At 65.7% G+C, this 26,297-nt stretch carries 28 protein-coding genes; 10 read left to right on the top strand and 18 right to left on the bottom strand.

All coding sequences use genetic code 11. The annotated features are described in order from the left end of the window. Window positions 1-6: 6 nt before the first annotated feature. The 16 genes from rnc to ACG00Y_RS18695 all read right to left on the bottom strand — a co-directional run bounded on the left by rnc (window position 7) and on the right by ACG00Y_RS18695 (window position 14,032). Window positions 7-699 (bottom strand): ribonuclease III, encoded by a 693-nt coding sequence (gene rnc / locus ACG00Y_RS18770; RefSeq protein ID WP_394481470.1) that lies wholly within the window; start codon window positions 697-699, stop codon window positions 7-9. 25 nt (window positions 700-724) lie between these two features. Continuing rightward, window positions 725-1,087, bottom strand: coding sequence for a DUF4845 domain-containing protein (locus ACG00Y_RS18765; RefSeq protein WP_394481468.1), 363 nt, complete (start codon window positions 1,085-1,087; stop codon window positions 725-727). A 29-nt stretch (window positions 1,088-1,116) separates the two neighbouring features. After that, the gene (gene lepB / locus ACG00Y_RS18760) at window positions 1,117-2,100 is read right to left on the bottom strand and encodes a signal peptidase I (protein ID WP_394481466.1); all 984 of its coding nucleotides are present in this window, start codon (window positions 2,098-2,100) and stop codon (window positions 1,117-1,119) included. Between the two features lie 41 nt (window positions 2,101-2,141). Then, a complete protein-coding gene (lepA, locus tag ACG00Y_RS18755) occupies window positions 2,142-3,950 on the bottom strand; it encodes a translation elongation factor 4 (RefSeq protein WP_394481464.1) in 1,809 nt (602 codons plus the stop codon). Between the two features lie 507 nt (window positions 3,951-4,457). Next, window positions 4,458-5,918 (bottom strand): Do family serine endopeptidase, encoded by a 1,461-nt coding sequence (locus ACG00Y_RS18750; protein ID WP_394481462.1) that lies wholly within the window; start codon window positions 5,916-5,918, stop codon window positions 4,458-4,460. A gap of 65 nt (window positions 5,919-5,983) precedes the next feature. Beyond that, entirely contained in the window at window positions 5,984-6,517 is a 534-nt protein-coding gene (locus tag ACG00Y_RS18745; protein ID WP_394481460.1) for a sigma-E factor negative regulatory protein, read from the bottom strand. Beyond that, window positions 6,514-7,089 (bottom strand): sigma-70 family RNA polymerase sigma factor, encoded by a 576-nt coding sequence (locus tag ACG00Y_RS18740; RefSeq protein WP_394481458.1) that lies wholly within the window; start codon window positions 7,087-7,089, stop codon window positions 6,514-6,516. Before ACG00Y_RS18740 ends, ACG00Y_RS18745 begins: the two co-directional genes overlap by 4 nt. Then, window positions 7,086-7,442, bottom strand: coding sequence for a hypothetical protein (locus ACG00Y_RS18735; protein WP_394481456.1), 357 nt, complete (start codon window positions 7,440-7,442; stop codon window positions 7,086-7,088). The genes ACG00Y_RS18740 and ACG00Y_RS18735 overlap by 4 nt, the downstream gene beginning before the upstream one ends. 78 nt (window positions 7,443-7,520) lie before the next feature. After that, window positions 7,521-8,765: a beta-ketoacyl-ACP synthase II gene (gene fabF, locus ACG00Y_RS18730; RefSeq protein WP_394481455.1), complete on the bottom strand. Its 1,245-nt coding sequence runs from the start codon at window positions 8,763-8,765 to the stop codon at window positions 7,521-7,523. A 36-nt stretch (window positions 8,766-8,801) separates the two neighbouring features. Beyond that, window positions 8,802-9,041 carry an acyl carrier protein gene (gene acpP / locus ACG00Y_RS18725; protein ID WP_056204266.1) on the bottom strand — a complete coding sequence of 80 codons (240 nt, stop codon included), beginning with the start codon at window positions 9,039-9,041 and terminating at the stop codon, window positions 8,802-8,804. 148 nt (window positions 9,042-9,189) lie between these two features. Then, window positions 9,190-9,933 (bottom strand): 3-oxoacyl-ACP reductase FabG, encoded by a 744-nt coding sequence (gene fabG / locus ACG00Y_RS18720; RefSeq protein WP_394481453.1) that lies wholly within the window; start codon window positions 9,931-9,933, stop codon window positions 9,190-9,192. After that, window positions 9,933-10,880: an ACP S-malonyltransferase gene (gene fabD / locus ACG00Y_RS18715; RefSeq protein WP_394481451.1), complete on the bottom strand. Its 948-nt coding sequence runs from the start codon at window positions 10,878-10,880 to the stop codon at window positions 9,933-9,935. Before fabD ends, fabG begins: the two co-directional genes overlap by 1 nt. Before the next feature lie 5 nt (window positions 10,881-10,885). After that, window positions 10,886-11,884: a beta-ketoacyl-ACP synthase III gene (locus tag ACG00Y_RS18710; protein WP_394481449.1), complete on the bottom strand. Its 999-nt coding sequence runs from the start codon at window positions 11,882-11,884 to the stop codon at window positions 10,886-10,888. Beyond that, a complete protein-coding gene (gene plsX / locus ACG00Y_RS18705) occupies window positions 11,881-12,978 on the bottom strand; it encodes a phosphate acyltransferase PlsX (protein ID WP_394481447.1) in 1,098 nt (365 codons plus the stop codon). Before plsX ends, ACG00Y_RS18710 begins: the two co-directional genes overlap by 4 nt. A 131-nt stretch (window positions 12,979-13,109) precedes the next feature. Beyond that, window positions 13,110-13,295, bottom strand: coding sequence for a 50S ribosomal protein L32 (rpmF, locus tag ACG00Y_RS18700; RefSeq protein WP_394481445.1), 186 nt, complete (start codon window positions 13,293-13,295; stop codon window positions 13,110-13,112). Window positions 13,296-13,465: 170 nt separating this feature from the next. Then, window positions 13,466-14,032: a YceD family protein gene (locus ACG00Y_RS18695; protein ID WP_394481443.1), complete on the bottom strand. Its 567-nt coding sequence runs from the start codon at window positions 14,030-14,032 to the stop codon at window positions 13,466-13,468. A gap of 31 nt (window positions 14,033-14,063) precedes the next feature. Here ACG00Y_RS18695 and ACG00Y_RS18690 point away from each other — a divergent pair, with 31 nt between their 5' ends. Next, window positions 14,064-14,639, top strand: a complete 576-nt coding sequence (locus ACG00Y_RS18690; RefSeq protein WP_394481441.1) for a Maf family nucleotide pyrophosphatase — start codon at window positions 14,064-14,066, stop codon at window positions 14,637-14,639. Next, the gene (locus ACG00Y_RS18685) at window positions 14,636-15,406 is read left to right on the top strand and encodes an SAM-dependent methyltransferase (protein WP_394481439.1); all 771 of its coding nucleotides are present in this window, start codon (window positions 14,636-14,638) and stop codon (window positions 15,404-15,406) included. Before ACG00Y_RS18690 ends, ACG00Y_RS18685 begins: the two co-directional genes overlap by 4 nt. Here ACG00Y_RS18685 and ACG00Y_RS18680 read toward each other — a convergent pair. Then, the gene (locus tag ACG00Y_RS18680) at window positions 15,403-16,914 is read right to left on the bottom strand and encodes a DEAD/DEAH box helicase (protein ID WP_394481437.1); all 1,512 of its coding nucleotides are present in this window, start codon (window positions 16,912-16,914) and stop codon (window positions 15,403-15,405) included. The two genes, ACG00Y_RS18685 and ACG00Y_RS18680, sit on opposite strands and share 4 nt — an antisense overlap. A 34-nt stretch (window positions 16,915-16,948) precedes the next feature. Next, complete coding sequence (locus ACG00Y_RS18675) at window positions 16,949-18,040, bottom strand: MraY family glycosyltransferase (protein WP_394481436.1); 1,092 nt, start codon at window positions 18,038-18,040, stop codon at window positions 16,949-16,951. 348 nt (window positions 18,041-18,388) lie between these two features. Between ACG00Y_RS18675 and ACG00Y_RS18670 the strand changes: the two genes are divergently transcribed. Genes ACG00Y_RS18670 through rfbH form a run of 8 tightly spaced genes read left to right on the top strand, consistent with a single transcriptional unit; the run spans window position 18,389 to window position 26,278 of the window. After that, the gene (locus ACG00Y_RS18670) at window positions 18,389-20,194 is read left to right on the top strand and encodes an SLBB domain-containing protein (RefSeq protein WP_394481434.1); all 1,806 of its coding nucleotides are present in this window, start codon (window positions 18,389-18,391) and stop codon (window positions 20,192-20,194) included. A 4-nt stretch (window positions 20,195-20,198) separates the two neighbouring features. Further along, a complete protein-coding gene (locus ACG00Y_RS18665) occupies window positions 20,199-21,323 on the top strand; it encodes a GumC family protein (RefSeq protein WP_394481432.1) in 1,125 nt (374 codons plus the stop codon). Window positions 21,324-21,377: 54 nt separating this feature from the next. After that, entirely contained in the window at window positions 21,378-21,731 is a 354-nt protein-coding gene (locus ACG00Y_RS18660) for a MarR family EPS-associated transcriptional regulator (protein ID WP_394481431.1), read from the top strand. After that, window positions 21,728-22,030, top strand: coding sequence for an NAD-dependent epimerase/dehydratase family protein (locus tag ACG00Y_RS18655; protein WP_394481429.1), 303 nt, complete (start codon window positions 21,728-21,730; stop codon window positions 22,028-22,030). The genes ACG00Y_RS18660 and ACG00Y_RS18655 overlap by 4 nt, the downstream gene beginning before the upstream one ends. A gap of 7 nt (window positions 22,031-22,037) precedes the next feature. Then, a complete protein-coding gene (locus tag ACG00Y_RS18650; protein ID WP_394481427.1) occupies window positions 22,038-23,039 on the top strand; it encodes an FAD-binding oxidoreductase in 1,002 nt (333 codons plus the stop codon). Between the two features lie 44 nt (window positions 23,040-23,083). Beyond that, entirely contained in the window at window positions 23,084-23,857 is a 774-nt protein-coding gene (gene rfbF, locus ACG00Y_RS18645) for a glucose-1-phosphate cytidylyltransferase (RefSeq protein WP_394481425.1), read from the top strand. A 7-nt stretch (window positions 23,858-23,864) separates the two neighbouring features. Next, complete coding sequence (gene rfbG / locus ACG00Y_RS18640) at window positions 23,865-24,929, top strand: CDP-glucose 4,6-dehydratase (RefSeq protein WP_394481423.1); 1,065 nt, start codon at window positions 23,865-23,867, stop codon at window positions 24,927-24,929. After that, window positions 24,926-26,278: a lipopolysaccharide biosynthesis protein RfbH gene (gene rfbH / locus ACG00Y_RS18635; protein ID WP_394481421.1), complete on the top strand. Its 1,353-nt coding sequence runs from the start codon at window positions 24,926-24,928 to the stop codon at window positions 26,276-26,278. Before rfbG ends, rfbH begins: the two co-directional genes overlap by 4 nt. Window positions 26,279-26,297: the final 19 nt, after the last annotated feature.

Genomic DNA, 26,297 nt, shown 5'->3' with positions numbered 1-26,297 from the left:
CCTTTGTTAGGCGGTGTGTCTGGCTTGCAGGCGGTCCAGCAGGCGGCGGGCGGCCTCCTGCTCGGCGGTGCGGCGTGATCGTCCTTCGCCCAGTTCGGCCACGTCCAGGGCCGGCACCGCGCATTCGACCTCGAAGGTCTGGGCATGGGCCTGGCCGCGCGTGGCGACGATACGGTAGCTGGGCACGGCGATGCGGCGCGCCTGCAGCCATTCCTGCAGCGCGGTCTTGGCGTCCTTGCCGAAGTCGCCGGAGCCTGCGGCCGTGTCGATGGTCTCGGCGAGCAGGCGGCGCACGATGGCCAGGGCCGCTTCGTACCCCGCGTCGATGTAGGCGGCGCCCAGCAGGGCCTCGACGGCGTCGGCCAGGATGGACGGCCGCTGCGCACCGCCGCCGCGGGCTTCGCCGTCGGACATCTTCAACACGGCCGGCAGGCCCAGGGCCAGGCCCAGCCGGTGCAGGCTGTCCTCGCGAACCAGGTGGGCGCGCACGCGGGTCAGGTCGCCTTCGTCAGAGCCGGCATAGCGCTCGTAGAGCAGGCTGGAGACGGCCAGGCTGAGCACGGCGTCACCCAAGAACTCCAGGCGCTCGTTGTGGTCGGCGCCGTAGCTGCGGTGGGTCAGCGCGCGGGACAGCAGCTCAGAGCGCTGGAAGCGGTGGCCGAGGCGGTGTTGCAGGGCGTCGAGCGCAGCGGCGTTCATCGTTGGGGCGCCAGCAACAACTCAGTCAACCGGACGTGCCTCGGTACTTGATCAGCAGATAGACAGGGCCAAAGATGTCGATCTCCTTGTCCCAGGCGAACTCGATGACGACCTTGTCGTTGCTGTCCTTGGTGACGACGAGGTCGCCGCTCTTGATGCTCTGGATGGAGTATTCGACGGCGGTCGCCCGGTCGAATTCCTGGCGCACCTGCGGCACCGTCGACGGGTTGCCGGCAGCGATGCGGTTGACCACGCCCTTGACCGTGTAGTACTCCAGCACGGTCGGGAAGACCTTCATGGCGACGACTGCCACGACGGCGATGACCCCGCCCCAGAAAAGCAGGCCGATCAGCGAGAGGCCGCGCTGGCGGCGTGAGGACAACGGCATGGGGCGGCGGCAGCGGTTCATCTGGGGCATCAATTGAAGAAGGTACCGATGCGCTTGAGATTACCGAAATTCATCCAGACCAAGAAGGCCTTGCCGACGATGTTCTCGTCGGGGACGAAGCCCCAGAAGCGGGAATCGCGCGAGTTGTCACGGTTGTCGCCCAGCATGTAGTAGTGGCCGGCCGGCACCTTGCAGGTCACGCCTTCGATCGTGTAGCGGCAGTTCTCCTGGAACGGGAAGGGGCCATCGGCGCGGTCGGCGCGGAAGTAGGCCTGGGCGTCGGGCCGCACGAGGATCTGATGCTGCTTGTCGCCGAGCTTCTCGTTGAAGCGCGGGCGGTAGACGCGCGGGCTGCCGCTGTCGTCGTAGAAGTTGTCCACCGGCTGCGTGGGCGCGAGCTGGCCGTTGATGTAGAGCTTCTGGTTGACGTAGGCGACCTCGTCGCCCGGGATGCCGGCCACGCGCTTGATGAAGTCGGTGCTCGGGTCTTCGGGGTAACGGAAGACCATCACGTCACCGCGCTTGACGTCGTTGTTGGCGACGATCTTCTTGTTGATGACCGGCAGGCGCACGCCGTAGTGGAACTTGTTGACGAGGATCAGGTCACCCACCAGCAGCGTCGGCACCATGGAGCCGGAGGGGATCTTGAACGGCTCGAACAGGAAGCTGCGCAGCAGGAAGACGATGAGGATCACCGGGAACAGGCCGGCGGTCCAGTCCAGCCACCAGGGCTGCTGCAGCAGTTGCTGGCGGGCCGGCTCGATGTCGCCGTCCACGCGGTTGATGCCCTGCGCGGCCAGCGTCTGGCGGCGCTTGGCGTCGTTGTCGAGCAGGTCCTGCGCCGCCTTGTTGCGCGCCGGCGCAAAGTGAAAGCGCTCGGCCAGCCAGTACAGCATGGTCACCGAGGTCAGCACGAACAGCAGCAGCGCGAAGTTCCCGGTCCAGCGGCCCAGGTACCAGCCGCCAAGATAGGCCACCAGGGCCGCATACAAAACACCGGTCAGAGCGCTCATCAGGGAGGTTTTCAAGGCGGGGGGAGGGGGGCGAAAAGGGATCAATCGTCGACTTGCAGGATGGCGAGGAAGGCTTCTTGCGGCACTTCGACGGAGCCGATCTGCTTCATGCGCTTCTTGCCGGCCTTCTGTTTTTCCAGCAGCTTGCGCTTGCGGCTGATGTCGCCGCCGTAGCATTTTGCCAGCACGTTTTTGCGCAGCGCCTTGATGTTCTCGCGGGCGATGATGTTGCCGCCGATGGCCGCCTGGATGGCCACGTCGTACATCTGGCGCGGGATGTGTTCACGCATCTTGGCCGCCACACCGCGGCCGCGGAATTGGCTCTGCACGCGGTGCACGATGATGGACAGCGCGTCGACCCGGTCGCCGTTGATCAGGATGTCGACCTTCACCACGTCGGACGCGCGGTACTCCTTGAACTCGTAGTCCATCGAGGCATAGCCGCGCGACACGCTCTTGAGCTTGTCGAAGAAGTCCAACACGATCTCGGCCAGCGGCATCTCGTAGGTCAGCATGACCTGCTTGCCGTGGTAGGCCATGTTCAGCTGGTTGCCGCGCTTCTGGTTGGCCAGTGTCATGACCGGGCCGACATAGTCCTGCGGCATGTACAGGTGCACGGTGACGATGGGCTCGCGGATCTCCTGGATCTGGCCGACCTCGGGCATCTTGCTCGGGTTCTCGACCTCGATCACCGTGCCGTCGCCCTGCACCACTTCGTAGACCACGCTGGGGGCGGTGGTGATCAAGTCCTGGTCGAACTCACGCTCCAGGCGCTCCTGCACGATCTCCATGTGCAGCAGGCCCAGGAAGCCGCAGCGAAAGCCGAAGCCCAGCGCCTGCGACACCTCGGGCTCGTAGCGCAACGAGGAGTCGTTGAGCTTGAGCTTCTCCAGCGCGTCGCGCAGCTGGTCGTACTCGCTGGCCTCGGTCGGGTAGAGGCCGGCAAACACCTGGGGCTGGATTTCCTTGAAACCCGGCAGCGCCTCTTCGGCGGGGCCCAGGTTGTTGGGCAGCTTCTTTTCCAGCGTGATGGTGTCGCCGACCTTCGCGGCCTGCAACTCCTTGATGCCCGCGATGATGAAGCCCACCTCGCCGGCGTTGAGTTCTGCGCGCGGTTCCGACTTGGGCGAGAACACGCCCAGGTTGTCGGCCGGGTAGACAGCGTTGGACGCCATCATGCGGATGCGCTCGCCCTTCTTGAGCGTGCCGTCGACCACGCGTACCAGCATCACCACGCCGACATAGTTGTCGAACCAGCTGTCGATGATCATGGCGCGCAGCGGCGCATCGACAACGCCGTTGGGCGGCGGCATGCGGGCGATCACCGCCTCGATGATCTCGTCGATGCCCATGCCGGTCTTGGCGCTGCAGGGGATGGCGTCATCGGCGTCGATGCCGATCACGTCCTCGATCTCGGCGCGCGCGTTCTCAGGGTCTGCGTTCGGCAGGTCCATCTTGTTGAGCACCGGCACGACCTCGACGCCGAGGTCCAGCGCCGTGTAGCAGTTGGCCACCGTCTGCGCCTCCACGCCTTGCGAGGCGTCGACGACGAGCAGCGCACCCTCGCAGGCCGACAGCGAGCGGCTGACTTCGTAAGAGAAGTCCACATGGCCCGGCGTGTCGATCAGGTTCAGGTTGTAGACCTTCCCGTCCTTGGCCCGGTACTGAAGGGCGGCGGTCTGCGCCTTGATCGTGATGCCGCGCTCGCGCTCGATGTCCATCGAGTCCAGCACCTGCGCTTCCATTTCCCGGTCACTCAAGCCCCCACAGCGCTGAATGATGCGGTCGGCCAACGTGCTCTTGCCGTGGTCGATGTGGGCAATGATGGAGAAATTGCGGATGTGGTTCATCTGATCTGGAGCAGGACACAACGGCGTCAGCCGTTGCGCCGCACGCTAACTTCGCGCAGCGAAGTTAAGCGCGGTGAAACCGCGCGGCGGTAGGCAAAAAAAAGGCACGTCGAAGAGGCGACGTGCCTTCCAACAAAAGGTTTGGCAACTGCTTGTTGGGACTTCATTGTAGCCAAAAGGGTCGGCCGGGAAGCCGCACCAGCATTGGTTCCAAGCCCGTTGCAGGCCGCCAACAAGGATTTTTAACCACAGGTTATCCACAAGAACTTGTGGATGGCCTGTGGATCAAATCCAAACGTTGCCGGTAGCCCACGATTGCATTGCCAGGCACCTCTTTCAAGGTGCATCTGGGCGGCATTTTAGCGGCCGACGCGAACAATCCAGCCGGCCAAACAAAAGTTAGCCGGCGCCAACTTTCCCAAACGGTGGACAACCTTCGGCGGCCACCCCGCCGGGCTTGCCGCATCGCGGAAAGCCCGAGTGGGCGACCCTGTTATCCACGCAGATTCAGGGGACAGGCTTCAGCAGCACGAAGCTGGTGACATCGTCTCGGCGCACGACGAGGTTCAAGGCCTTGGTCTTGTCGGCCTTGGCGATCTGGGCCTGGAAGACCTTGGCCGACGTCACCTCGACGTTGTCGACCGACAGGATGAGGTCGCCCTCGCGCAGGCCGGCCCGGGCGGCGGCGCCGGTGGCGGCGTCGACCTTGATGCCGGACTTGAGCTTGAGGTCCTTGCGCTGCGCCTCGGTCAGCTCGGACACCTTCAGCCCCAGGGCGGCGCTGGGCGTCGCGGCCGCCGCAGCCTCCGCACTGCCCTCGCTGCCCGGCTTCTTGCTGCGCTCATCTTCGCCAATGGTGACGACGATCTCCTTGGTCGCGCCACGGCGGAATACCGTCAGCGTCGTCTTGGCGCCGGGCTTGACGTTAGCCACCAGGCGGCGCAGGTCGGCCGCCTTGTCCACGGTCTTGCCGTCGACCTTGGTGACGACGTCGCCGCCCTCGACGCCCGCCTTCTCGGCCGGGCTGCCGGCCACGACGGAGCGGATCACGGCACCCTGCGGTTTGCCCAGGCCGATGGCCTCGGCGATCTCCTTGGTGATGTCGTCAGGCAGCACGCCGAGGTAGCCGCGCACGACGCGGCCGCCGGCACGCAGCTCATCGGCGACGCGGACGGCATCGGCGATGGGGATCGCGAACGAGATGCCCATGTAGCCGCCGTTCTGGCTGTAGATCTGCGAGTTGATGCCGATGACCTCGCCGCGCATGTTGACCAGCGGGCCGCCGGAGTTGCCGGGGTTGATGGCCACGTCGGTCTGGATCAGCGGCAGCAGGTCGCCGGTGTCGCGCTGCTTGGCGCTGATGATGCCGGCCGTGACGGTGTTCTCCAGGCCGAAGGGCGAGCCGATGGCCATGACCCATTCGCCGACCTTGGCCTTGTTGCTGTCACCGACTTGCACGAACGGCAGGCCGGTGGCCTCGATCTTGACGACGGCGACGTCGGAGCGCTGGTCGGCACCGATGAGCTTGGCCTTCAGTTCGCGCTTGTCGGTCAGCGTGACGATGACCTCGTCGGCGCCCTGCACGACGTGGGCATTGGTCAGCACATAGCCGTCGGCGCTGAGGATGAAGCCGGAGCCGACGCCGCGGCGCATCGGGCCGTCCTCGTCCGGCGTGCCACCGCCGCGCGGCGCACCGCGGCGCTGGTTGGGCACGGGGATGCCGAAGCGACGGAAGAACTCCTGCATCTGCTCGTTCATCTCCGCCTGGCCTTCAGGCACCTTGACCTTCTCGGCGGTGCGGATGTTGACGACGGCGGGGCCGACGCGGTCCACCAGTTCGGAGAAGTCCGGCAGGCCACGGGTCTGCGCCGTGGCGGGCACGTGCGCGAAAGCCAGTGCGAGCGCCAGCGCGGTGCCCGACAGCAGACGGTTGGCATAAGCGGGGATGAGACGGTTCTCAACGGGCATAGATGGCATTCCAGGTTTGAACAGCGCAGTGACGGAACAAGAAGAGGGGGATGCGACGGTGGGACTCAGGGACGGGGCTGTGAGGCCGGCGGCTCTGCCAGCGCCAGACCCCAGTCGATGATCTCCGGCGCCGGATCAAGCGGCAAGCCGGGCTCCCGCGCCGCGCCCGGCAGCGTAGGGCCTGAGACGGTTTGCGCAAAGCTCAGGCCGCTAAGCCCCTGCGCGCGCGGTGCCGTGAAGGGTGCAGCCGCGATGACGGGCTCCGGCTCTGCGGGCGGCCGCAGCGCACCGACGCCGAAGGCCAGCGCGACGAAGCTGGCCGCCACGGCGACGGGAGCGAACCAGTCGCGCCGACGCGGGTGCGCGGCGACAGGCGCGGGCATCTGCGCATGCAGCGCGTCGAGCAAGGCCTGGGGCTGGCGATGCAGCGCCGGCAGTTCGGCCGAACGCAGGCCGTCGCCGGCCGCATGCCAGGTCGCCCAGCGCTCGCGCAGCGCCGGGTCGGCCGCCCAGGCCGCGTTCACGCGCGCCCACTCGGCGGGCGTCGCGCGGCCGTCCATGACGGCGGAAAGGGCCCCGTTCAGTGATTCGCCGGTCATCGCCACCCTCCCCCGCTCAGCAGCGGCCGCAAGCGCGCGGCCAGCGCCTCCCGCGCGCGGAAGATGCGCGAGCGCACGGTGCCCGCAGGGCAGTCCATCAAATCGGCAATCTCGTCGTAGCTCAAGCCATCCACCTCTCGCAGCAGCAACGCCCGGCGTTGATCTTCCGCCAGGCTTTCGACCGCCTCGTTGAGCCCGCGCGCCAGCTGACGGCTGGCGAGCAGGGCTTCGGGGGTCGCATCGTCGGTTGGATGCGCCTGAGTGCCGAAAGTTCCCTCGCCGTCGTCCAGGGACTCAAGCGGCTGCTGGCGCGCACGGTGACGCTGGGCGGCATTGATCGCGATGCGGTAGACCCAGGTGTAGAAGGCGCTGTCACCACGAAACGCGGGCAGCGCGCGGTAGGCGGCGAGGAAGGTCTCTTGGCAGAGATCGGCCACATCGGCAGGGTCGCGCACGCTGCGGGACAACAGGCGCTCGACGCGGCGCTGGTACTTCAGCACCAGCATGTCGAAGGCATTGCGATTGCCCGCCTGGGCCTCGCGCACCAGCAGCGCGTCGGCGTCCGCACTCATCGCTGCAAGGCACCACCCGGTGCAGTAAACAGCGTCGCACGCAGCGCACCCCAGTGGGGCTGCTGGCGGCGCGCCAGCGGCAGCCAGCGCGGACCGGCGCTGGCGCGCAGCAGCAGCCAGGCGTCGAGGTCGATCAGCACGGTGAGTTGGACGGCGGTCTCTTCATCGCGATCGGCGTCGGCCAGCCACCAGGCCTGGCCATCCCAGCGCAGGCGGCGCGGCAGCACCGCAGCGGCGCGCCAGGCGTAGGCGGAGGCCAGAGGCAGGATAAGCAACACCAGCCAGGCCGATGAGTGATGGCTGATCGCCCAGGCACCCAACCCAGCCGAGGCCAGCGCAGCGAACAAAGCCACAAGAGCCTGCACGGCCGGCTGAGGCTGCAAATGCACGACGACAGGCGGCGTGCGGCGCATCGCCGGGCGGGCCTGAACCTAAACCCGCTTGAAGATCAGCGTGCCGTTGGTGCCGCCAAAACCGAAGTTGTTCTTCGCGGCGACCTCGATCTTCATCGGCCGCGCCTCGTTGGCGCAGTAGTCCAGGTCGCACTCGGGGTCCTGGTTGAAGAGATTGATCGTCGGCGGCGCGACCTGGTCGCGGATGGCCAGCGCCGTGAACACCGACTCGATGCCGCCCGCGCCGCCCAGCAGGTGGCCGGTCATGGACTTGGTCGAGCTGATGACCATGCTCTTGGCGTGATCGCCAAAGGCCAGCTTGATCGCATTGGTCTCGTTCACATCACCCAGCGGCGTGGACGTGCCGTGGGCATTCATGTAGTGGACCTGGTCGGGATTCAGGCCGGCATTGCGCAGCGCCGCGCGCATGGAGCGCTTGGGGCCGTCGACGTTGGGTGCGGTCATGTGATACGCGTCCGCACCCATGCCGAAGCCGGCCAGCTCGCAGTAGATCTTGGCGCCGCGCTTCCTGGCGTGCTCGTACTCTTCGAGCACCAGCACGCCGGCACCCTCGCCCAACACGAAACCGTCGCGATCCTTGTCCCAGGGGCGGGACGCGGTCGCGGGATCGTCGTTGCGGGTGGAGAGCGCGCGGGCTGCGGCGAAACCGCCAATGCCCAGCGGCGACACCGCACCTTCGGCCCCGCCCGCCACCATCACGTCCGCATCACCGTATTCGATGAGGCGGCCGGCCTCGCCGATCGCATGCAGGCCCGTCGTGCAGGCCGTGGCGATCGCCAGGTTGGGTCCCTGGAAGCCGAAGTTGATGGAGACGTGACCCGAGATCATGTTGATGATCGAGGCCGGGATGAAGAACGGCGAGATGCGGCGGGGGCCGCGGTTCATCAGCTCGGTCTTGGTTTCCTCGATCAGCGGCAGGCCGCCAATCCCCGAACCCACGAGCACGCCGATGCGCTCGGCCTGCTCTTCGGTCAGTTGGTCACCAGTCGGCAGACCGGCATCGCGCACCGCCTGGAAGGACGCCGCCAGCCCGTAATGGATGAAGGTATCCATGTGCCGGGCTTCCTTCGCGGGTATGTAATCCTCGATCTTGAAGCCCTTGACCTCACCCGCGAAATGGCACGCCAGGTTGCTGGCGTCGAAGCGGGTGACGGTGGCGATGCCGGAACGCCCGGCGAGGATGTTGGCCCAACCCTCGGCAACGGAGTTGCCGACGGGACTGATGAGGCCAAGGCCGGTAACGACAACACGGCGACGGGTCATGCGGTGCGGATCAGAGTTGCGAGAGAGGCAGGCTGATTAAGCCTTCTGGTGCTTGACGGCGTAGTCGATCGCCAACTGCACGGTGGTGATCTTCTCGGCCTCTTCGTCGGGGATCTCGATGCCGAACTCGTCTTCGAGGGCCATCACCAGTTCCACGGTGTCCAGAGAATCGGCGCCCAGGTCGGCGACGAAAGCCTTCTCGTTGGTGACGTCGGCTTCCGCCACGCCGAGTTGCTCGGCGATGATTTTCTTGACTCGTGCTTCGATATCGCTCATGACACTCCTCCAGGAGGGGTTTGCAGAAAACAGCCCAGCATTCTAAGGGCTCTAGATGGGCACCCCTAAATCAGGGCGCCCGGGCCAAACTTTCGGATGACCTTCGTGCTTTGCACTCCGGTTTCGCCTTTGGGGCAGCCCGGCGGGCTCAGGCCATGTACATGCCGCCGTTGACGTGCAGCTCGGACCCGGTGATGTAAGCACCGCCGGGTGACGCCAGGAAGACGACCGCCGCAGCGATTTCCTCGGGCGCACCGAGGCGGCCCAGCGGGATCTGCGACAGCAGCGCGGCCTTCTGGGCCTCAGGCAGCACCTCGGTCATGTCGGTGGCAATGAAGCCCGGCGCGACGCAGTTGACCGTGATGCCGCGGCTGCCCAGTTCGCGGGCCAGCGCGCGCGTCAGGCCCGCCACGCCAGCCTTGGCGGCGGCGTAGTTGGCCTGGCCGGCATTGCCGGAGGCGCCGACGACGGACGTGATGTTGATGATGCGGCCAGAGCGCTGCTTCATCATCGGCTTGGTCGCGGCGCGCGCCAGGCGGAAGACCGCCTTGAGGTTGGTGTCCAGCACCGCGTCCCAGTCGTCATCCTTCATGCGCATGGACAGCGTGTCACGCGTGATGCCGGCGTTGTTGACGAGGACGTGCAGGCCGCCTTCCTTGGCGACGATGTCGTCGACGGCCGCCTGGCTGGCGGCGGCGTCGGTCACGTTCAGCGCGATGCCGCGGCCACCATGGGCGGCGAGCGCCTCGGTGATGCCGGCGGCACCGGACTCGGTCGTCGCGGTACCGATGACGCGCCAGCCTTCATGGGCGAGGGCCAGCGCGATGGCGCGGCCGATGCCGCGGCTGGCGCCAGTGACGAGGGCGACGCCCTTGCTTGCAGATTCAGTCATCAGCCGCCTCCCAGCAGATGGCGGGCCTCGGCCAGCGAGGCGGGGTCGTAGACGCAGGCAGCCTGCAGCTCGGCGTCGATGCGCTTGGCCATGCCGCTCAGCACCTTGCCGGGGCCAGCTTCGATGAGGTGGTTCACGCCACGGGCCTTCAGCGCCTGCACGACCTCGACCCAGCGCACCGGGCCGAAAGCCTGGCGGTACAGCGCGTCGCGCAGCGCCTCGACGTTGTCGGTGACGGCCACGTCGATGTTGTTGATGACCGGGAAGGCCGCAGGCAGGAATTGCACCGTTGCGAGCTTTTCCTTGAGCCGCTCGGCGGCCGGCTTCATCAGGCTGGAGTGGAAAGGCGCCGACACCGGCAGCGGCAGCGCGCGCTTGGCGCCTGCGGCCTTCAGGATCTCGGCAGCCTTCTCGGCACCGGCCTTGCTGCCGGCAATGACCGTCTGCTTGGGGTCATTGAAGTTGACGGCCTCGATGGCCTCGCCCGTCTCGGCAGCGGCCTGCGCGCAACCGGCGCGCACGGCCTCACCGTCCAGGCCCAGGATGGCGTACATCGCGCCGACGCCCACGGGCACGGCTTCCTGCATGGCCTGGGCGCGGAAACGCACCAGCGGCAGCGCATCGGCCAGGCTCAGCGCGCCGGCGGCAACCAACGCCGTGTATTCGCCGAGCGAGTGGCCTGCGGCGGCGACAGGCACGGTACCCGTCTCGGCGACGAAGGCGCGCCAGCAGGCGATGCCGGCCGTCAGCATGACAGGCTGGGTGTTGGTGGTCAGGTCCAGCTGGTCCTTGGGGCCGGCGTGGATCAGCGCGGCCACGTCCTCGCCGAGCGCGGTGGAAGCTTCTTCGAGCGTCAGGCGGACTTCAGGATGGTCACCCCAGGCGTCGAGCATGCCGACGGCCTGCGAACCCTGGCCAGGGAAAACTACAGCAAAAGGAACAGTCATGCTTGTCAGTATTTGAGGAGGGCGGCGCCCCAGGTGAAGCCGCCGCCGACGCCTTCCAGCATCACGGTGTCGCCACGTTGGATACGGCCGCTGCGCACCGCCACGTCCAGCGCCAGCGGCACCGAGGCGGCCGAGGTGTTGCCATGCTCGTCGACCGTGACGATGAGCTTGTCCAGCGGCATGCGCAGCTTCTTGGCCGTGCCCTGCATGATGCGGATGTTGGCCTGGTGGGGAATGAGCCAGTCGATGTCGGCATCGGACATGCCGGCCTTGTCCAGCACCGAGCGGGCCACCTTCTCCAGCACGCCGACGGCGAGCTTGAACACGGCCTGGCCATCCATCCTCAGCAAGGGCGAGCCCAGCACCTGACCGCCGGACACCGTGCCGGGTGTGCAGAGGATGTCGGAATGGCGAGCATCGGCATGCAGCTCGGTGGCCAGAAGGCCCGGCTCGTCACTGGCGCCCAGCACGACAGCACCGGCACCGTCGCCGAACAGCACGCATGTGGTGCGGTCCTTGAAGTCGAGGATGCGCGAGAACACCTCGGCACCGACGACCAGCGCCTTGCTGGCCGCGCCAGTCTTGATCATCGAGTCCGCCACGCTGAGCGCGTAGATGAAGCCCGAGCAGACCGCCTGCACATCAAACGCTGCGCAGCCGTACACGCCAAGCTTCTTCTGCAGCAGGCAAGCGGTGGACGGGAAGACCATGTCCGGCGTGGACGTCGCGACGATGATGAGATCGATCTCGTCGGCGGTGATGCCGGCGGCTTCAAGCGCTGCCTGCGCGGCCGGGAACGCCAGGTCGCTGGCGCCCTGGTCGGCCGCCGCGAAGTGGCGCGCGCGGATGCCGGTGCGCTCGACGATCCAGTCGTCCGAGGTCTCGATGCCGTCGGCCGCGAGGCGGGCCGCGAGATCCTGGTTGGTCAGCCGCTGGGCGGGCAGGTAGCTGCCGGTGCCGAGGATGCGGGAAAAACGGGGAGAGGTATTTGCTGAAGGGCTCATGCAGCCTGCGCGACGGAGTTCGCCGCGTTGTCTCCGGCATCGGTCGCTCTGGCTTGCAGCGTGGCGACGATGCGGTCGTGGACCCGGTCAAGCAGCCGGTTGCGGGCAGCATCATAAGCGCGGGCCAGCGCCTGCTCGAAGGCGAAGGCGTCGGCCGAGCCGTGGCTCTTGAAGACGAGGCCGCGCAGGCCCAGCAGTGCAGCCCCATTGAAGCGGCGGTGGTCGACGCGGTGCTTGAAGGCCTTCAACACCGGCAAGGCCAGCACGGCAGCAGCCTTGGTCAGCAAGTTGCGGCTGAACTCTTCCTTGATGAAGGCGCCAATCATGGTTGCCAGCCCCTCGGAGGTCTTCAGCATGACGTTGCCGACGAAGCCGTCGCAGACGACCAGGTCCGTCGTGCCCTTGAAGATGTCGTTGCCCTCGACGTTGCCGAAGAAGTTCAGCTGGCCGGCCGCGCCCGCGGCGCGCAGCAACTCACCGGCCTGCTTGATGGTCTCGCTGCCTTTGATGGCCTCTTCGCCGATGTTGAGCAGGCCGACGCTGGGCTCCTCGATGCCTTCGACGGCGGACACCAGCGCACTGCCCATGACGGCGAACTGCAGCAGGTGCTCGGCCGTGCAGTCGACATTGGCGCCCAGGTCCAGCACGGTCGTGAAGCGGCCGAGCTGGTTGGGCATGACGGTGGCGATGGCGGGGCGGTCGATGCCGTCCAGCGTCTTCAGCAGATAGCGGGCCACGGCCATCAGCGCGCCGGTGTTGCCGGCGGAGACGCAGGCATGGGCCAGCGCGGGGCTGCCGTCACGGTCGGCCTTGAGCTGCTGGATGGCGACGCGCATGGACGAGTCGCGCTTGCGCCGCAGCGCCACCTCGACGGAATCCTCCATCGACACCACCTCGCTGGCCGCGACGACGCGGCAACGCGGCCAGGCGGCGGCAGCGGTCAGGGCCTCGGGCTTGCCGACGAGGATGAGCTCGGCGCCGGGGTGCTTGTCGAGGAATGCACGACAGGCCGGCAGCGTGACCGACGGCCCATGGTCGCCGCCCATGCAGTCGACGGCGAGGCGGACGGGATCGGGCAGTGTCGCGTGGGTCATCGAGACAGAAGATGATCAGAAAAGACCAAACCCGGCACTGCGCGTGGCGCAGGCCGGGTCGGCAGATTCTTTGGTGTGCACCGCAGCGGGGGCGGCGCGGGACCTCAGGCCTCTCAAAGGCCTGCTCAAGCTCAGGCCGCGTCGGCCTTGCTCTTCAGCACCTTGCGACCACGGTAGAACCCGGTCGGGCTGATGTGGTGACGCAGGTGCACTTCGCCCGTCGTGGGCTCGATGGCCATGCCCGGAGTGACCAGGGCATTGTGCGAACGGTGCATGCCGCGCTTGGAAGGCGACTTCTTGTTTTGCTGAACAGCCATGAAATTCTCCGAAATCTGCGGGGTTTGGGTGTGCGACCCCCGGAAATGTCTCAAGCGCGAACACAGCTCGAGCCCCAGGCCGCAGAAAAGCCCACGAGTGTAGCAGCGAATGCACCGATCGCCAAGCCAGGCCCGCCAACGCATCCGGCAGGGCTCGCCGGCTCATGTCCTCAGGCGCTGCCGCCGCGCTTGAGCGCCGCGAGTGCCGCGAAGGGGTTGGGGCGCTCGCCCTCGCCTTCCTCGCCGGCGGGCTCGTCGGCATCGTCCACGTGGATCAGCGGCTCGGGGCAGACCTCGTGCCGCGGCACCAGCGGCAAGGCCAGCAGCACCTCGTCCTCGATCAGCTCGCGGGCGTCCAGGTGGCGCGGCATAGCGAGCACATCGTCGTCGCTGTCGGCGTCCAGCGCTGCGGCTTCCGCCTCGGTGTCGACGAAACGGATCCAGCGACCGATGTCGACATGTTCATGGACGGGCTTCAGGCAGCGCTGGCAGGTCAAGGCGACCTCAACCTGCGCCGTCACCTGCAGCCAGGCCTGGGCCTTGCCGCCTTTGACCGGACGGGTCTCGCCCTGCAGCCGCCAGTGCAGCGCCGGCCAGCCCTGCGCGGGCGCATCCGGCGCGGCGGACTCGGCCAGGCGCTCTAGCGACGCGGCCGGCCATTCGCCCGCCAGGCTGGCGCCGTCGTGGATGAAGGCGGCGAGGTCGAGCTTCTCGGGAACAAAGGCGCGCGGTTTCATACCCCTAAGTTTAGGCCGGCGAGAATGCCTGATGCCTCAGTTGATCCTCGCCTCGACATCCCGCTACCGACAGGAGTTGCTCGCCCGGCTGCGCCTGCCCTTCGAGGCCGTGGCGCCCGACGTCGACGAAACCGCCCTGCCCGGCGAAGCGCCGGCCGCCCTGGCCGAGCGGCTGGCGCTGGCCAAGGCGCGGGCCGTGGCCGCGCGCTTCCCCGGCGCCGTCGTCATAGGCTCGGACCAGGTCGCCGACCTGGCCGGTGAGGCCATCGGCAAGCCCGGCACACATGAGGCCGCAGCTGCCCAACTGCGCCGCATGAGCGGCCGCGAGGTCGTTTTCCAAACGGCGGTGGCCATCGTTGCGCCGGGCCTGGCCGCCATCGAGCGGGCCGAGGTCAGGGTGCGCGTCCGCGACTTGAGCGATGCGGCGATCGAGGCCTATCTGCGGGCCGACCAACCCTATGACTGCGCCGGCAGCGCCAAGGTCGAGAGCCTGGGGATCGCGCTGCTGGACGCGGTCGAATCCGACGACCCGACCGCACTGATCGGCCTGCCCTTGATCCGCACCTGCGCCCTGCTGCGCCGCGCCGGCCTGGAGCCCCTCGCATGAAACCCGGAAAACTGATCCTGATGCCCAACACGCTGGACTTCGGCGTGGACGATTCCCTCGACCTCCGCGAGGTGCTGCCCCAGCGCGTCATCGAGACGGCGGCGCGGCTGACGCACTGGGCGGCCGAGAACGCGAAGACGACACGCTCGCTGCTCAAGCGCATTGACGCGGTCGCGCCGCTGGCGCAGCCGCTGCAGGCGATGCAGATCACCGAGCTGCCGCGTCCGCAAAAAGGTGGCAAAGGCGGCCGAGGCGGGGGCGACGATGCCACGGCATGGCTGGCGCTCCTGGAACCGGCGCGTGCCGGGCACGATGTCGGCCTGATCTCGGAAGCCGGCCTGCCCGCCGTGGCCGACCCCGGCGCGCGGCTGGTGGGGCTGGCCCACGAGGCGGGTATCGAGGTGGTGCCGCTGGCCGGGCCGAGCTCCTTGCTGCTGGCGCTGGCCGCGAGCGGCCTGAACGGCCAGAGCTTCGCCTTCGTTGGCTATCTGCCCGTTGACGCCAACGCGCGCACGGCGCGCATTCGCGAGCTGGAGGCGCTGTCCGCCAAGGCTCAGCAGACCCAGTTGCTGATCGAAACGCCTTATCGCAACGAGACACTGAACCAGGCGCTGCTGACGACGCTGAAACCCGCCACACGGTTGTCGATCAGTGTCGGCCTGACACTACCCGGCGGCTGGACGCAGACCGCGACAGTGGCCGACTGGCGCCTCAATCGCACGAAGCTGTCCGACCGCATCCCTGCGGTCTTCTCGCTGCTGGCCTAGCCTTCGGCCGGCGCCGTCGGCTTCTTGACACCGAACAGTGCCGCGACCTGCTTCTTGGGCTTGATGTAGCTGGACAGGCCCTTGACCGGCGAGGCGGCCTTGGCCTTCTCCCAGGCCGGCGGCTCGTCGCGCGCGCTTGATTCGTAGGGCTTGTTGAAGAACGGGTCGGCGGACGGCGCCGGGGCGCGCACGGTCGGGCCGCTGGCCCGGACCGGGCGCTCGGAGCGCTCCGGACGCTCGAAACGCTCAGGTCGCTCGATGGACTCGGCCGACTCATCGCGCGGGCGGCGCTCAAATCGCGGCCGGTCGCTCTCGATCTCCATCGCCTCGAGATCGATCTTGCGCTTGATCAGCTTCTCGATGTCCGCCATCAGACGCGCGTCCGACTTCGTCACCAGCGTGACCGCCAGGCCCGACGCTCCGGCGCGGCCCGTACGGCCGATGCGGTGCACATAGTCTTCGGCATTGAAGGGCACGTCGAAGTTGAAGACGGCCGGCAGGTCCGCGATGTCAAGGCCGCGAGCGGCCACGTCGGTCGCGACCAGCAGGTCCACCTCGCCACGCTTGAACGCGTCGAGAGACTTCAGGCGCTCATCCTGGGACTTGTCGCCATGCAGAGCTGCGGTGCGCAGGCCGTCGCGCTCGAAGGTGCGGGCCAGACGAGCGGCGCCGAGCTTGGAGTTCACGAAAACGATGGCCTGGGCCAGCGAACGCTCCTTGATCAGGTGCTTCACGACCGCGCGCTTGTCGTCGTCCGTGACGCTAATGAAACGCTGCTCGACGGTCGACGCCGTCTGGTTGGGGCGGGCCGTCTCGACCAGGATGGGATCCTGCAGATAGCTCTGCGCGAGCCGCTTGATCTCGGGCGAGAAGGTCGCCGAGAACAGCAGCGTCTGGCGCGCCTTGGGCAGGTAGCTGAGGATGCGCTGCAGGTCCGGCAGGAAGCCGATGTCCAGCATGCGGTCAGCCTCATCGAGCACGACGTACTCGACCTGGTTCAGCACGCAGTTCTTCGCCTCGATGTGATCGAGCAGGCGGCCGGGCGTGGCGATCAGCACCTCGACGCCGGCCTTGAGCGCAGCCGTCTGCGGCTTCATGTCGATGCCGCCGAAGACGACCACCGAACGCAGGTTCGTGTGCTTGGCGTACTTCTTGACGTTCTCGGCGACTTGGTCGGCCAGTTCCCGCGTCGGCGCCAGCACCAGGGCACGCACCGGATGGCGAGCCGGCGACACGCTCGGGTTCTCATGCTTGAGCATGCGCTGCAGCAGCGGGATGGAGAACGCTGCCGTCTTGCCGGTGCCGGTCTGCGCGGCGCCCATGACATCCTTGCCTTCCAGCACGATCGGGATCGCCTTGGCCTGGATAGGCGTCATCGTCAGGTAGCCGGAATCGGCCACCGCGCGGAGGAGCTTGGGGTCGAGGGGGAGAGTGTCGAAACGGGCTGGGGGGGCGGTTTCGATGTCCGGAGAAGCCTGCGGCTCGGGCAGGGGGGCGTTTTCGCTCATCCCCGCATTATCGCTGCCCCGCACTTTCAAGCCTTCAACGGTTGGGCACGAGCCACTTTGGCGTCTTGAAACGCACGATGCGTCGGTACAGGGCAACGTAGCTGAGGCCGAACACAACCATGCAAGCCCCGATCACGGGCGTCGAGTCCCAGAACAGCAGCGCTGGCACGAGCGAAGACAAGCAGAGCATCCAAAGATAGGGCGCGGTCATCGAGTTGCGTCGCGTCAGCGCTCTGGCGTCACGGCTGCCGATGGCCCAACGCAGAAGGCGCCGGTAGATGAGCGAGTGCAGGTGAATGCCATCCGGCAGACCTGGCGGCACGTCCCGCACGATCTTGCGGCGGTACATCGAGAACAGGGTCTCGAACACCGGATAAATGCAGACCATCAGCGGAAACAGCGGCGAAACCTCGCTGTTCCTAGCCACAAGAAGAATCCCGATTTCCGCGAGGTAAAACCCCAAAAAATAGGCTCCGCCGTCGCCAAGGAAGATCAGGCCCGCCGGGAAATTCCAAACAAAGAATCCCAGCGCTGCGGCAACCCCTGCCAAGGCCCAGAAAGTTAGGGGAATATCACCCACGGAAAAAGCCACATAGGCGCACGCCAACAGCATCAGGCAGACGCACATCGACGAGAGGCCGTTGAACCCGTCAATGATGTTCACCGCATTGGCGACGCCCGACACCGTAAGTACGGTGATGCACCAGGCCACCACCGAAAAGGAAAACAACCAGTCGAGCCCCGGAATGCCAGTACGCGTGATGCTGGCGTCCAGCAACCAGATTCCGAGCGCAGCTGAGACCCCCGTTGCAAGCAGCCTCTTGGCCGGCGACACACGCTTGGTCAGATCTTCGATCAAGCCAGCGCCAAAGGCCGGCAGGCCAGCCAGAACCAGAAGCGCTCCCAACTGCCACGCCCGACTGCCCGCAGCCCACGAACCCACAACGCAGGCCAGCAGCCCGAAAAACATGCCTACGCCGCCGATACGTGGCACAGGCACCGCGTGAAACTTCTGAGGCCCTGACAGATCATGGTCCGCCGAGATGTGCGCGTGCGAGCGGGACGAATGGATGACGAACAAGGTCGTCAAGGCAGCGACAAAAAACGTGGCGATCAACAAAAACATCCCGGCAGTGTAGTGAGGCTGACCGCACGCCTTTGAACGCGCCCTGCCAGGTTGCGCTGGGGTTGGCACCGCGCGCTTCGATGCGATGGCTTTGGTGCCGAGTTTGTGCTAACACTGCGCTCGCAAACTGCTGAAGCGTCGCGACGACGTAAAGAACCCATATGGCAGCAGCATGAACGCATTCGGCGAGGAGACCGAGCGCCGCCACGGGTTGCGCAGACGCGTGTTCATCGCCCCATAGAATCCGTCTCCCGCGACACTGGCGCACCGTCGGTTCCAGCGCAGTTACCTATCACCTGACAGCCAATGACTTTGCTCCGTTCAACTTGCGTCGGCCTCCTTGCCGCGATGTTCTTGGCAACCGGCAAGGCAGCGGGGCCTACCGATGACAGCGCAATGGCGCCGTCAGGCGGCCCGATTCGACTGAACTCGACTGACACGCGCACCACTGTCTCCGGAAATGGCTCGCGCCCGACTGATGACGTGCCGGCAACAGGGATCGATGCCGCGACCAAGGCAGCGCTCAGCGAGTTCGAGGCTTACGCCAGCAGTCTTGCTGGCACTGAAGTACGCCGGCTAGGGGCCGACCTGATGCTTCCCGCCCGGGGCGTACTCGCCTCCGAAGCAAACAGGCAGGTGCCTTTGGACTATCTGATCGGGTACGGCGACGAGGTTCAGCTCACTCTCTGGGGCTCCGTTGAGGCCGACCTGCGCCTGACCGTCGATCGTGCAGGCCGCATTGTGATCCCGCGCGTGGGGCCGGTACTGGTTGCTGGCGTCCGCCATGCGGATCTGAACGAGTTGCTGACGCGACGCGTCGGCCAGGTGTTCAAAAACTTCCAGCTCAGTGCCACGCTCGGTCGCCTCCGGAGCATCCGCTACTACGTGACTGGCTTCGTAACGCGTCCCGGAGCCTACAACGTCAGTAGCTTGGCAACGGTCATGACTGGACTCGTGCAGGCTGGCGGCCCCTCCGCTGCGGGCAGCCTCCGCAACATCGAGCTGCGGCGCAACGGCCAGATCGTGACCCGCTTCGACCTCTACGACCTGCTGGTGAGCGGCGACAAGAAGGGCGACGTGCCTCTGCAGGCAGATGACGTCCTTCACATCGGCCCCGTCGGACCGCAAATCGCCCTAATTGGCAGCGTCAACAAGCCGGCTGTCGTGGAGCTCAAGCCGGGCGACACGGTGAACGACGCACTCGCCTATGTCGGCGGACTCTCCGCCGTTGCCGACCTGAGCCGGTTGGCCGTTGAGCGCCTCAGCGAGCGCAACGACCGCCGCGTGGTGGTTCTTGACCTGCCTCGCGAGGGGGCCCAGAAAGTTGCCAACGGCGACGTGCTGCGCGCCTTCAACAGCGTGACGGCGGCGCTGCCGCAGGCCAAGCAGTACAAGAATGTTCGCATCGAAGGCGAGGTGGCCCGCCCGGGCGACTATGTGCTGCCGCCGACGAGCACGTTGATGGAAGCAGTGCAAGCTGCGGGAGGCTTCACGACGCAGGCATACGTGTTTGGCACCGAATTCTCCCGAGAAAGCGTCCGCAAAGTCCAGGAGGTTCAGTACGACCGCGCACTACGGGACCTGGAGACGGACTTCACCCGTAACAACGCTACGAAAAAAGTCTCCAACTCGGACGATGCTCAGGCCGTGACCCAAAATCAAGCCAGCACCAGCCGCCTCATTGAGCGCCTGCGTGCGATCCGCCCAACGGGCCGCATCGTGCTGGATCTGAAGGCTGAATCCGCACAACTGCCTTCGCTGCCTGTCGAGGACGGCGACCGCCTCTATATTCCGCCTCGCCCCAAAACTGTGGGCGTGTTCGGCAGCGTCTTCAACGGCGGCAGCTACCTGCTGCGCGATGGCAGTTCAGTAGACGACATGCTGCAACTGGCCGGCGGCCCGACCCGGGGCGCTGACACTGGCAGCATCTTCGTGATTCGCGCCAACGGCTCCGTTGTGAGCTCACGCAGCACGGGGAGCGGCTGGATCAATTTCGGGTCGCGCTTGGCTACGCTGCAGGCGTTGCCCGGCGATACGGTCTTCGTGCCAGAAGAGATGAACAAGACAACGTTCATGCAGGAGGCGAAGGATTGGACACAGATCTTGTATCAATTTGGTCTGGGTGCTGCCGCATTGAAGACGATCAAGAACTGACAGCATGACCATGCCCGCTCACTCAGATATCAGTTCCGCAATGGGAGCGCCCGCAGTAGTCGATGATTGGGACGACATCCGCCTGACCGACATCTACAACGCCATTCGTCCTCATGCGCTCAGAATCATCGGAGCATCGGCGCTTTCCGGGATGCTCGGCTATGGAATCGCGCTGTTACTCCCGCCCACGTTCACAGCTCGCGCCGTAATTGTCAGCCCGCAGCAACAACAGAATTCGGCTACTGCAACACTTGCCTCACTTGGTGCACTGACTGGCTTGGGAGGCGGTGGCATAAAGAGCCCGGCAGACCAGTACGTCTCCATCATGCAGAGCGCCACAGTGGGCAATCGCGTGATCGATCGATTCAAGCTAATCGAAGTCTATGAGGCCAAGTTCCGCGCGGATGCGCTGAAAATCCTTGGTGGCAATACCCGGATCGCTGCGGGCAAGAAGGACGGCCTCATTTCCCTGGAGGTCGACGACACGGACCCGGCCCGCGCCTCGCAGATGGCCAATGCCTATGTTGAGGAGCTGCGCTGGGTTACCAATAACCTAGCACTAACCGAGGCGCAGCAGCGCCGCGCCTTTTTTGAGCAGCAGCTTCGCCAAACCAAGCAGTCACTTCAGACTGCGCAATCCCAGGTCCAGAAGACCGGCTTCACAGCCGGTGCGCTGAAGAGTGAACCTAAGGCGGCCGCTGAAGCCTACGCACGCACGAAGGCTGAGATTGCAGCGGTCGAAGTACGCTTGAGCATCTTGCGAAAGACGCTAACTGAGAACGCGCCGGAAGTTCAACAGCAAACCTCGGCGCTGAGTGGACTGCGGGGACAACTCGCGCAACTGGAGCGCCCAGCCGAATCAGCAGGCAGCCAGGATTACGTTTCCGCTTATCGCGAGTTCAAGTATCAAGAAGCGCTCTTTGAAGTGTTTGCGAAGCAGTTCGAGCTAGCCAAGCTCGACGAAGCACGCGAAGGCACGTTGATCCAGGTGCTGGATCCGGCGACACCTCCCGAGCGCCGCAGCAAACCCAAGCGCTCCATGATCGCCCTGGGCGCGGCTGTGGGCGCTGGCCTTGCTCTGTCCGCCTTCTTTGCATTCCGTGGTGTGCGCCGTATCCGGGCAAGCTGAGACCATTAGCAGTCATGCTAAAGTCAAGTCCGTTCAATCAATGAACGAACTCGCTTGACCAGCAGCCCGCCACCAGAAAACGAAACCGACTACGTCCTGCTGCGCCACCTCGAAGCCGCCACTGACGCGAATCAGCGCGAGTTGGCGAAGCGTCTGGGGATCAGCGTCGGCAAGGTCAACTACTGCATGCGCGCAGTCGTTAATCGCGGCTGGGTCAAGGTCAACAACTTCCGCAGGGCCGACAACAAGTTGGCGTATGCCTATCTGCTGACCCCCAGCGGCGTGAATGCCAAGTTGCAGCTCGCCCGGATGTTCCTGGAACGGAAGGAACAGGAGTTTGAGCAACTGCAGCGCGAAATACAGATGCTGCGCAATGAGGTCGCCTCGGGCGATGGTAGGGAGCAATGAACAAAACCGCCAAGATCTTTGTGACCGGCCATCGCGGCATGGTGGGCAGCGCCTTGATGCGTCGACTCAAGGCGGCCGGGTTCGACAACGTCCTGACCCACGGCCGAAACGAACTGGACCTACTGAACCAGCGGGACGTCACCCGCCTCCTTGCAGCCGAACGGCCCGACTACATCTTCATCGCCGCAGCCAAGCTCGGCGGCATCCAGGCCCATAACGTCTACCGTGCGGATTTCCTGTATCAGAACCTCATGATCGAGGCCAGCCTGATCCGTGGTGCGCACCAAGCGGACACCTGATTCACCCATGCACGCTATCACCACGTCAAGCGGGCGGCGGTACGACGCCAAGCCGGACGAGTCGCTCCTGGACGCTGCGCTGCGCCAGGGCGTCGTGCTGGGCTACAGCTGCCGCACCGGCCGCTGCAGTTCGTGCAAGGGTCGTGTGCGTTCGGGCGAGACAGTCGCCGCGCATGACGAGTTGGGCTTGAGTGCGGAGGAGAAGACGCAGGGCTTCATCCTGACCTGCGTCCGCCAGGCCTGCGGCCCGGTGGAATTGGAGATCGAGGATCTCGGCGACATCGTGCTGCCGGCGGCTAAGACGCTGCCCTGCCGCATCCAGTCGATTGACCGCCCGTCGGCAGACGTGGTCCGCGTAATGCTGCGGCTGCCGCCGACGACCGCGCTCGAGTTCCTGCCGGGGCAGTACGTGGACGTCATCGGCGCAGACGGCCTACGCCGCAGCTACTCGATCGCCAACGCGCCGCGTATGGACAAGCAGATCGAACTGCATGTCCGCGAGGTGCCGGGCGGCGCGATGAGCCAGTACTGGTTCCAGCAAGCAAAAGTCAACGACCTGCTACGCCTTCGCGGTCCGCTGGGCACTTTCTTCCTGCGCGAGCACGCCGGCAAGGATCTCGTGCTGCTGGCTACCGGCACCGGCATTGCGCCCGTGAAGGCTATCCTTGAGGGGCTGTCGGCGCAGCCCGCCGACGAGCAGCCGCGCAGCGTCACTGTCTACTGGGGCGGCCGGCATCGCGCGGATCTCTACTGGCAGCCGCCCGACCTTCCCAGCCTGCAGTTGATGCGTTTCGTACCCGTGCTGTCCCGCCCAGACGACAGCTGGACCGGTGCGCGCGGCCATGTGCAAGAGGTGATGCTGCGTGAGCACGCCTACTTGGCCGACACGCTGGTGTATGCCTGTGGCTCCGACGCCATGATCCACGGCGCGCAGGCGCAACTGCATGCTGCCGGACTCCCGGCCAGGCAATTCCATTCCGACGCCTTCGTGTGCTCGGCAGCGACCTGATAGCCCCACCTTTCGATCAAGCGATCACACATAGGACCTTTCCCATGAAAGCAGTGATTCTGGCCGGCGGCCTTGGCACCCGGCTAAGCGAAGAGACCTCCACGCGGCCCAAGCCGATGGTCGAGATCGGAGGCAAGCCCATCCTGTGGCACATCCTGAAGATGTACTCGCACCACGGCGTGAACGACTTCGTGATCTGCTGCGGCTACAAGGGCTATGTCATCAAGGAGTACTTCGCCAACTACTTCTTGCACATGTCCGATGTCACCTTCGACATGCGCCAAAACCGAATGGAAGTGCATCACAAGCGCGCAGAGCCCTGGAACGTCACGCTAGTGGACACAGGCGACGACTCGATGACCGGCGGGCGGCTGCGCCGCGTGGCGGACTATGTGCGCAACGAGGAAGCCTTCTGCTTCACTTATGGCGATGGCGTCGGTGACGTGGACATCGGCGCCACGATCGATTTCCACAAGCAGCACGGCAAGGCAGCAACGCTGACCGCAACCTATCCGCCGGGACGCTTCGGCGCGCTGGACATCCAGGGAGGCCAAGTTCGCAGCTTCAAGGAGAAGCCCAAGGGTGACGGCGCCATGATCAACGGCGGCTTCTTTGTGCTGACGCCGCGCGTGCTGGACTACCTCTCCAGCGATGCCGACATCTGGGAGCAGGAACCCCTGCAGCGCCTAGCCACCGACGATCAGTTGATGGCCTACGAGCATCACGGCTTCTGGCAGCCGATGGACACGCTGCGCGACAAGCACTTGCTGGAAGAGCTGTGGGCCTCCGGCAAGGCGCCCTGGAAGAAGTGGGACTGACACAGCCATGCAGCAAACCAATCCCGCATTCTGGCAAGGCAAACGCGTCCTGCTAACCGGCCACAGCGGCTTCAAGGGTAGCTGGCTGAGCCTATGGCTGCAGTCGATGGGTGCCAGCCTGCGCGGCGTGGCGCTGCCGCCGCCGACGGAGCCGGCGCTGTTCGACGTCGCCCGAGTCGCGGACGGCATGGAGCACCGCGTCGCCGACATCCGCGACTTCGCCGCTGTGAAGGCGGAGTTCGACGACTTCAAGCCCGAGATCGTCATCCACATGGCGGCCCAGCCACTGGTGCGGCTGTCCTACCACCAGCCCGTCGAGACCTACGCGACCAACGTGATGGGCACCGTGCACGTGCTCGAGGCCGCTCGCCACGCCGGCTCGGTCAAGGCGATCGTCAACATCACCACCGACAAGTGCTACGACAACCGCGAGTGGGCCTGGGGCTACCGTGAAGACGAGCCCATGGGGGGCCACGACCCTTACTCCAACAGCAAGGGTTGCGCTGAACTGGTCAGTTCGGCCTACCGCAAGTCCTTCCTGAAGGACGCCGGCATCGCGATGGCCACAGCCCGCGCGGGCAATGTCATTGGCGGCGGCGATTGGGCGCTGGACCGGCTGCTGCCTGACATCCTGCGTGCGCTGCAGGACAAGCAGCCCGTGCTGATCCGCAACCCACACGCGATCCGCCCCTGGCAGCATGTACTGGAGCCGCTATCGGGCTATCTGCTGCTGGCCGAGCGCCTGTACACGCAAGGCCAGGGCGACGCCGAGGGCTGGAACTTCGGCCCGCGCGACGAAGACGCCCGCCCCGTGCAGTGGATCGTCGAGCACCTGTGCGAGTCATGGGGCGATAGCGCGTCCTGGACCTTGCAACCAGGCAACCATCCCCATGAAGCCAGCTTCCTGAAGCTGGACATCTCGAAGGCGCGCCAGCGCCTGCAATGGGCCCCGCGCTGGTCTCTCGAGACCGCGCTGACCCGCATCACCGAATGGCACCAAGCCTGGCTCGCCGGCCAGGACATGCGCGCCCTCTGCCTGAATCAAATCTCCCAATACCGAGCCGACGTATGAGCACAACCACCATCAATTTCCAGCCGCAGCTCGACAAGCTGCGCAGCCAGATCAGCGAGCTGGTCCAGCAATACGCCGACATCGCCTACGCCCCCAGGCCCTTCGTGCCCGGTCAGACCGCCGTGCCCGTGTCCGGCAAGGTCATCGGCGCTGGCGAGCTGAAGATGATGGTCGACGCATCTTTGGACGGCTGGCTCACCACCGGCCGCTTCAACGCGATGTTCGAGCAGCGCCTGGCGCATTTCCTTGGCGTGAAGTACCTGATCACGGTGAACTCTGGCTCGTCGGCCAATCTGGTGGCGTTCTCGGCGCTGACCAGCCCGAAGCTGGGTGACCGCGCGATCGTGCAGGGCGATGAAGTCATCGGCGTGGCCGCAGGCTTCCCGACCACGGTCAACCCGATCGTGCAGTTCGGCGCAGTGCCGGTGTTCGTCGACGTCGACCTGGCCACGCACAACATCGACGCCAGCAAGATCGAAGCGGCCATCACACCCAAGACAAAGGCCATCATGCTGGCCCATAGCCTGGGCAACCCGTTCAACCTGGACGTGGTCACGGCGCTGTGCAAGAAGTACAACCTGTGGCTGGTCGAGGACTGCTGCGACGCGCTAGGCGCGACGTACAACGGCCAGTTGGTCGGCACCTTCGGCGACATCGGCACGCTGAGCTTCTACCCGGCGCACCACATCACGATGGGCGAAGGCGGGGCGGTGTTCACCAACAACGCTGAACTGAAGCTGATCGCCGAATCTTTCCGTGACTGGGGCCGTGACTGCTACTGCCCGCCCGGCAAGGACAACACCTGCGACAAACGATTCTGCTGGACCAAGGAACAACTGGGCGGTGACCTGCCAGACGGCTACGACCACAAGTACACGTACAGCCACCTGGGCTACAACCTGAAGATCTCGGACATGCAGGCCGCCTGCGCGCTGGCGCAGATGGACCGTGTCGAGGAGTTCATCGCCAAGCGCCGCGCCAACTTCGCCTACCTGAAAGCCAAGCTCGCCAACGTCGCCGAGTTCCTGCACCTACCGGAAGCGACACCGAACTCCGAACCGTCATGGTTCGGCTTCCCGCTGATCCTGCGAGAGACAGCCGGCGTCAAGCGCGCGGATCTGATCAACTTCCTGGAAGAAAACAAGATCGGCACACGCCTGCTGTTCGCTGGCAACCTGACCAAGCAGCCCTATATGGTTGGTCGCAACTACCGCATCAGTGGCGAGCTGACCAACACGGACGTCGTGATGAACCAGACCTTCTGGCTGGGCACCTTCCCGGCGCTGGGCCAAGAGCAGTTGGACTACATCGCAGGCAAGCTGGAAGAGTTCTTCGGAGTCAATTTCTGATGCTCCCCCTCGCGACCGC

The organism is Pelomonas parva (assembly GCF_043555835.1).
Classification (GTDB): Bacteria; Pseudomonadota; Gammaproteobacteria; order Burkholderiales; family Burkholderiaceae_C; genus Pelomonas; species Pelomonas parva.
Note: the sequence above shows the minus strand (reverse complement) of the source record. Positions and strands in the feature narration are given on the sequence as shown.

Coding starts and splice junctions, on each gene's coding strand:
- rfbH (WP_394481421.1), top strand. CDS start 24,926: ATGAGCACAACCACCATCAATTTCCAGCCGCAGCTCGACAAGCTGCGC.
- rfbG (WP_394481423.1), top strand. CDS start 23,865: ATGCAGCAAACCAATCCCGCATTCTGGCAAGGCAAACGCGTCCTGCTA.
- ACG00Y_RS18740 (WP_394481458.1), bottom strand. CDS start 7,089: ATGAGTGCGGACGCCGACGCGCTGCTGGTGCGCGAGGCCCAGGCGGGC.
- fabD (WP_394481451.1), bottom strand. CDS start 10,880: ATGACTGTTCCTTTTGCTGTAGTTTTCCCTGGCCAGGGTTCGCAGGCC.
- lepA (WP_394481464.1), bottom strand. CDS start 3,950: ATGAACCACATCCGCAATTTCTCCATCATTGCCCACATCGACCACGGC.
- fabG (WP_394481453.1), bottom strand. CDS start 9,933: ATGACTGAATCTGCAAGCAAGGGCGTCGCCCTCGTCACTGGCGCCAGC.
- ACG00Y_RS18690 (WP_394481441.1), top strand. CDS start 14,064: ATGCCTCAGTTGATCCTCGCCTCGACATCCCGCTACCGACAGGAGTTG.
- ACG00Y_RS18750 (WP_394481462.1), bottom strand. CDS start 5,918: ATGCCCGTTGAGAACCGTCTCATCCCCGCTTATGCCAACCGTCTGCTG.
- ACG00Y_RS18650 (WP_394481427.1), top strand. CDS start 22,038: ATGCACGCTATCACCACGTCAAGCGGGCGGCGGTACGACGCCAAGCCG.
- ACG00Y_RS18670 (WP_394481434.1), top strand. CDS start 18,389: ATGTTCTTGGCAACCGGCAAGGCAGCGGGGCCTACCGATGACAGCGCA.
- ACG00Y_RS18665 (WP_394481432.1), top strand. CDS start 20,199: ATGACCATGCCCGCTCACTCAGATATCAGTTCCGCAATGGGAGCGCCC.
- ACG00Y_RS18710 (WP_394481449.1), bottom strand. CDS start 11,884: ATGAGCCCTTCAGCAAATACCTCTCCCCGTTTTTCCCGCATCCTCGGC.
- ACG00Y_RS18685 (WP_394481439.1), top strand. CDS start 14,636: ATGAAACCCGGAAAACTGATCCTGATGCCCAACACGCTGGACTTCGGC.
- ACG00Y_RS18695 (WP_394481443.1), bottom strand. CDS start 14,032: ATGAAACCGCGCGCCTTTGTTCCCGAGAAGCTCGACCTCGCCGCCTTC.
- ACG00Y_RS18680 (WP_394481437.1), bottom strand. CDS start 16,914: ATGAGCGAAAACGCCCCCCTGCCCGAGCCGCAGGCTTCTCCGGACATC.
- ACG00Y_RS18745 (WP_394481460.1), bottom strand. CDS start 6,517: ATGACCGGCGAATCACTGAACGGGGCCCTTTCCGCCGTCATGGACGGC.
- rfbF (WP_394481425.1), top strand. CDS start 23,084: ATGAAAGCAGTGATTCTGGCCGGCGGCCTTGGCACCCGGCTAAGCGAA.
- ACG00Y_RS18675 (WP_394481436.1), bottom strand. CDS start 18,040: ATGTTTTTGTTGATCGCCACGTTTTTTGTCGCTGCCTTGACGACCTTG.
- acpP (WP_056204266.1), bottom strand. CDS start 9,041: ATGAGCGATATCGAAGCACGAGTCAAGAAAATCATCGCCGAGCAACTC.
- fabF (WP_394481455.1), bottom strand. CDS start 8,765: ATGACCCGTCGCCGTGTTGTCGTTACCGGCCTTGGCCTCATCAGTCCC.
- ACG00Y_RS18655 (WP_394481429.1), top strand. CDS start 21,728: ATGAACAAAACCGCCAAGATCTTTGTGACCGGCCATCGCGGCATGGTG.
- plsX (WP_394481447.1), bottom strand. CDS start 12,978: ATGACCCACGCGACACTGCCCGATCCCGTCCGCCTCGCCGTCGACTGC.
- rpmF (WP_394481445.1), bottom strand. CDS start 13,295: ATGGCTGTTCAGCAAAACAAGAAGTCGCCTTCCAAGCGCGGCATGCAC.
- ACG00Y_RS18765 (WP_394481468.1), bottom strand. CDS start 1,087: ATGCCGTTGTCCTCACGCCGCCAGCGCGGCCTCTCGCTGATCGGCCTG.
- lepB (WP_394481466.1), bottom strand. CDS start 2,100: ATGAGCGCTCTGACCGGTGTTTTGTATGCGGCCCTGGTGGCCTATCTT.
- rnc (WP_394481470.1), bottom strand. CDS start 699: ATGAACGCCGCTGCGCTCGACGCCCTGCAACACCGCCTCGGCCACCGC.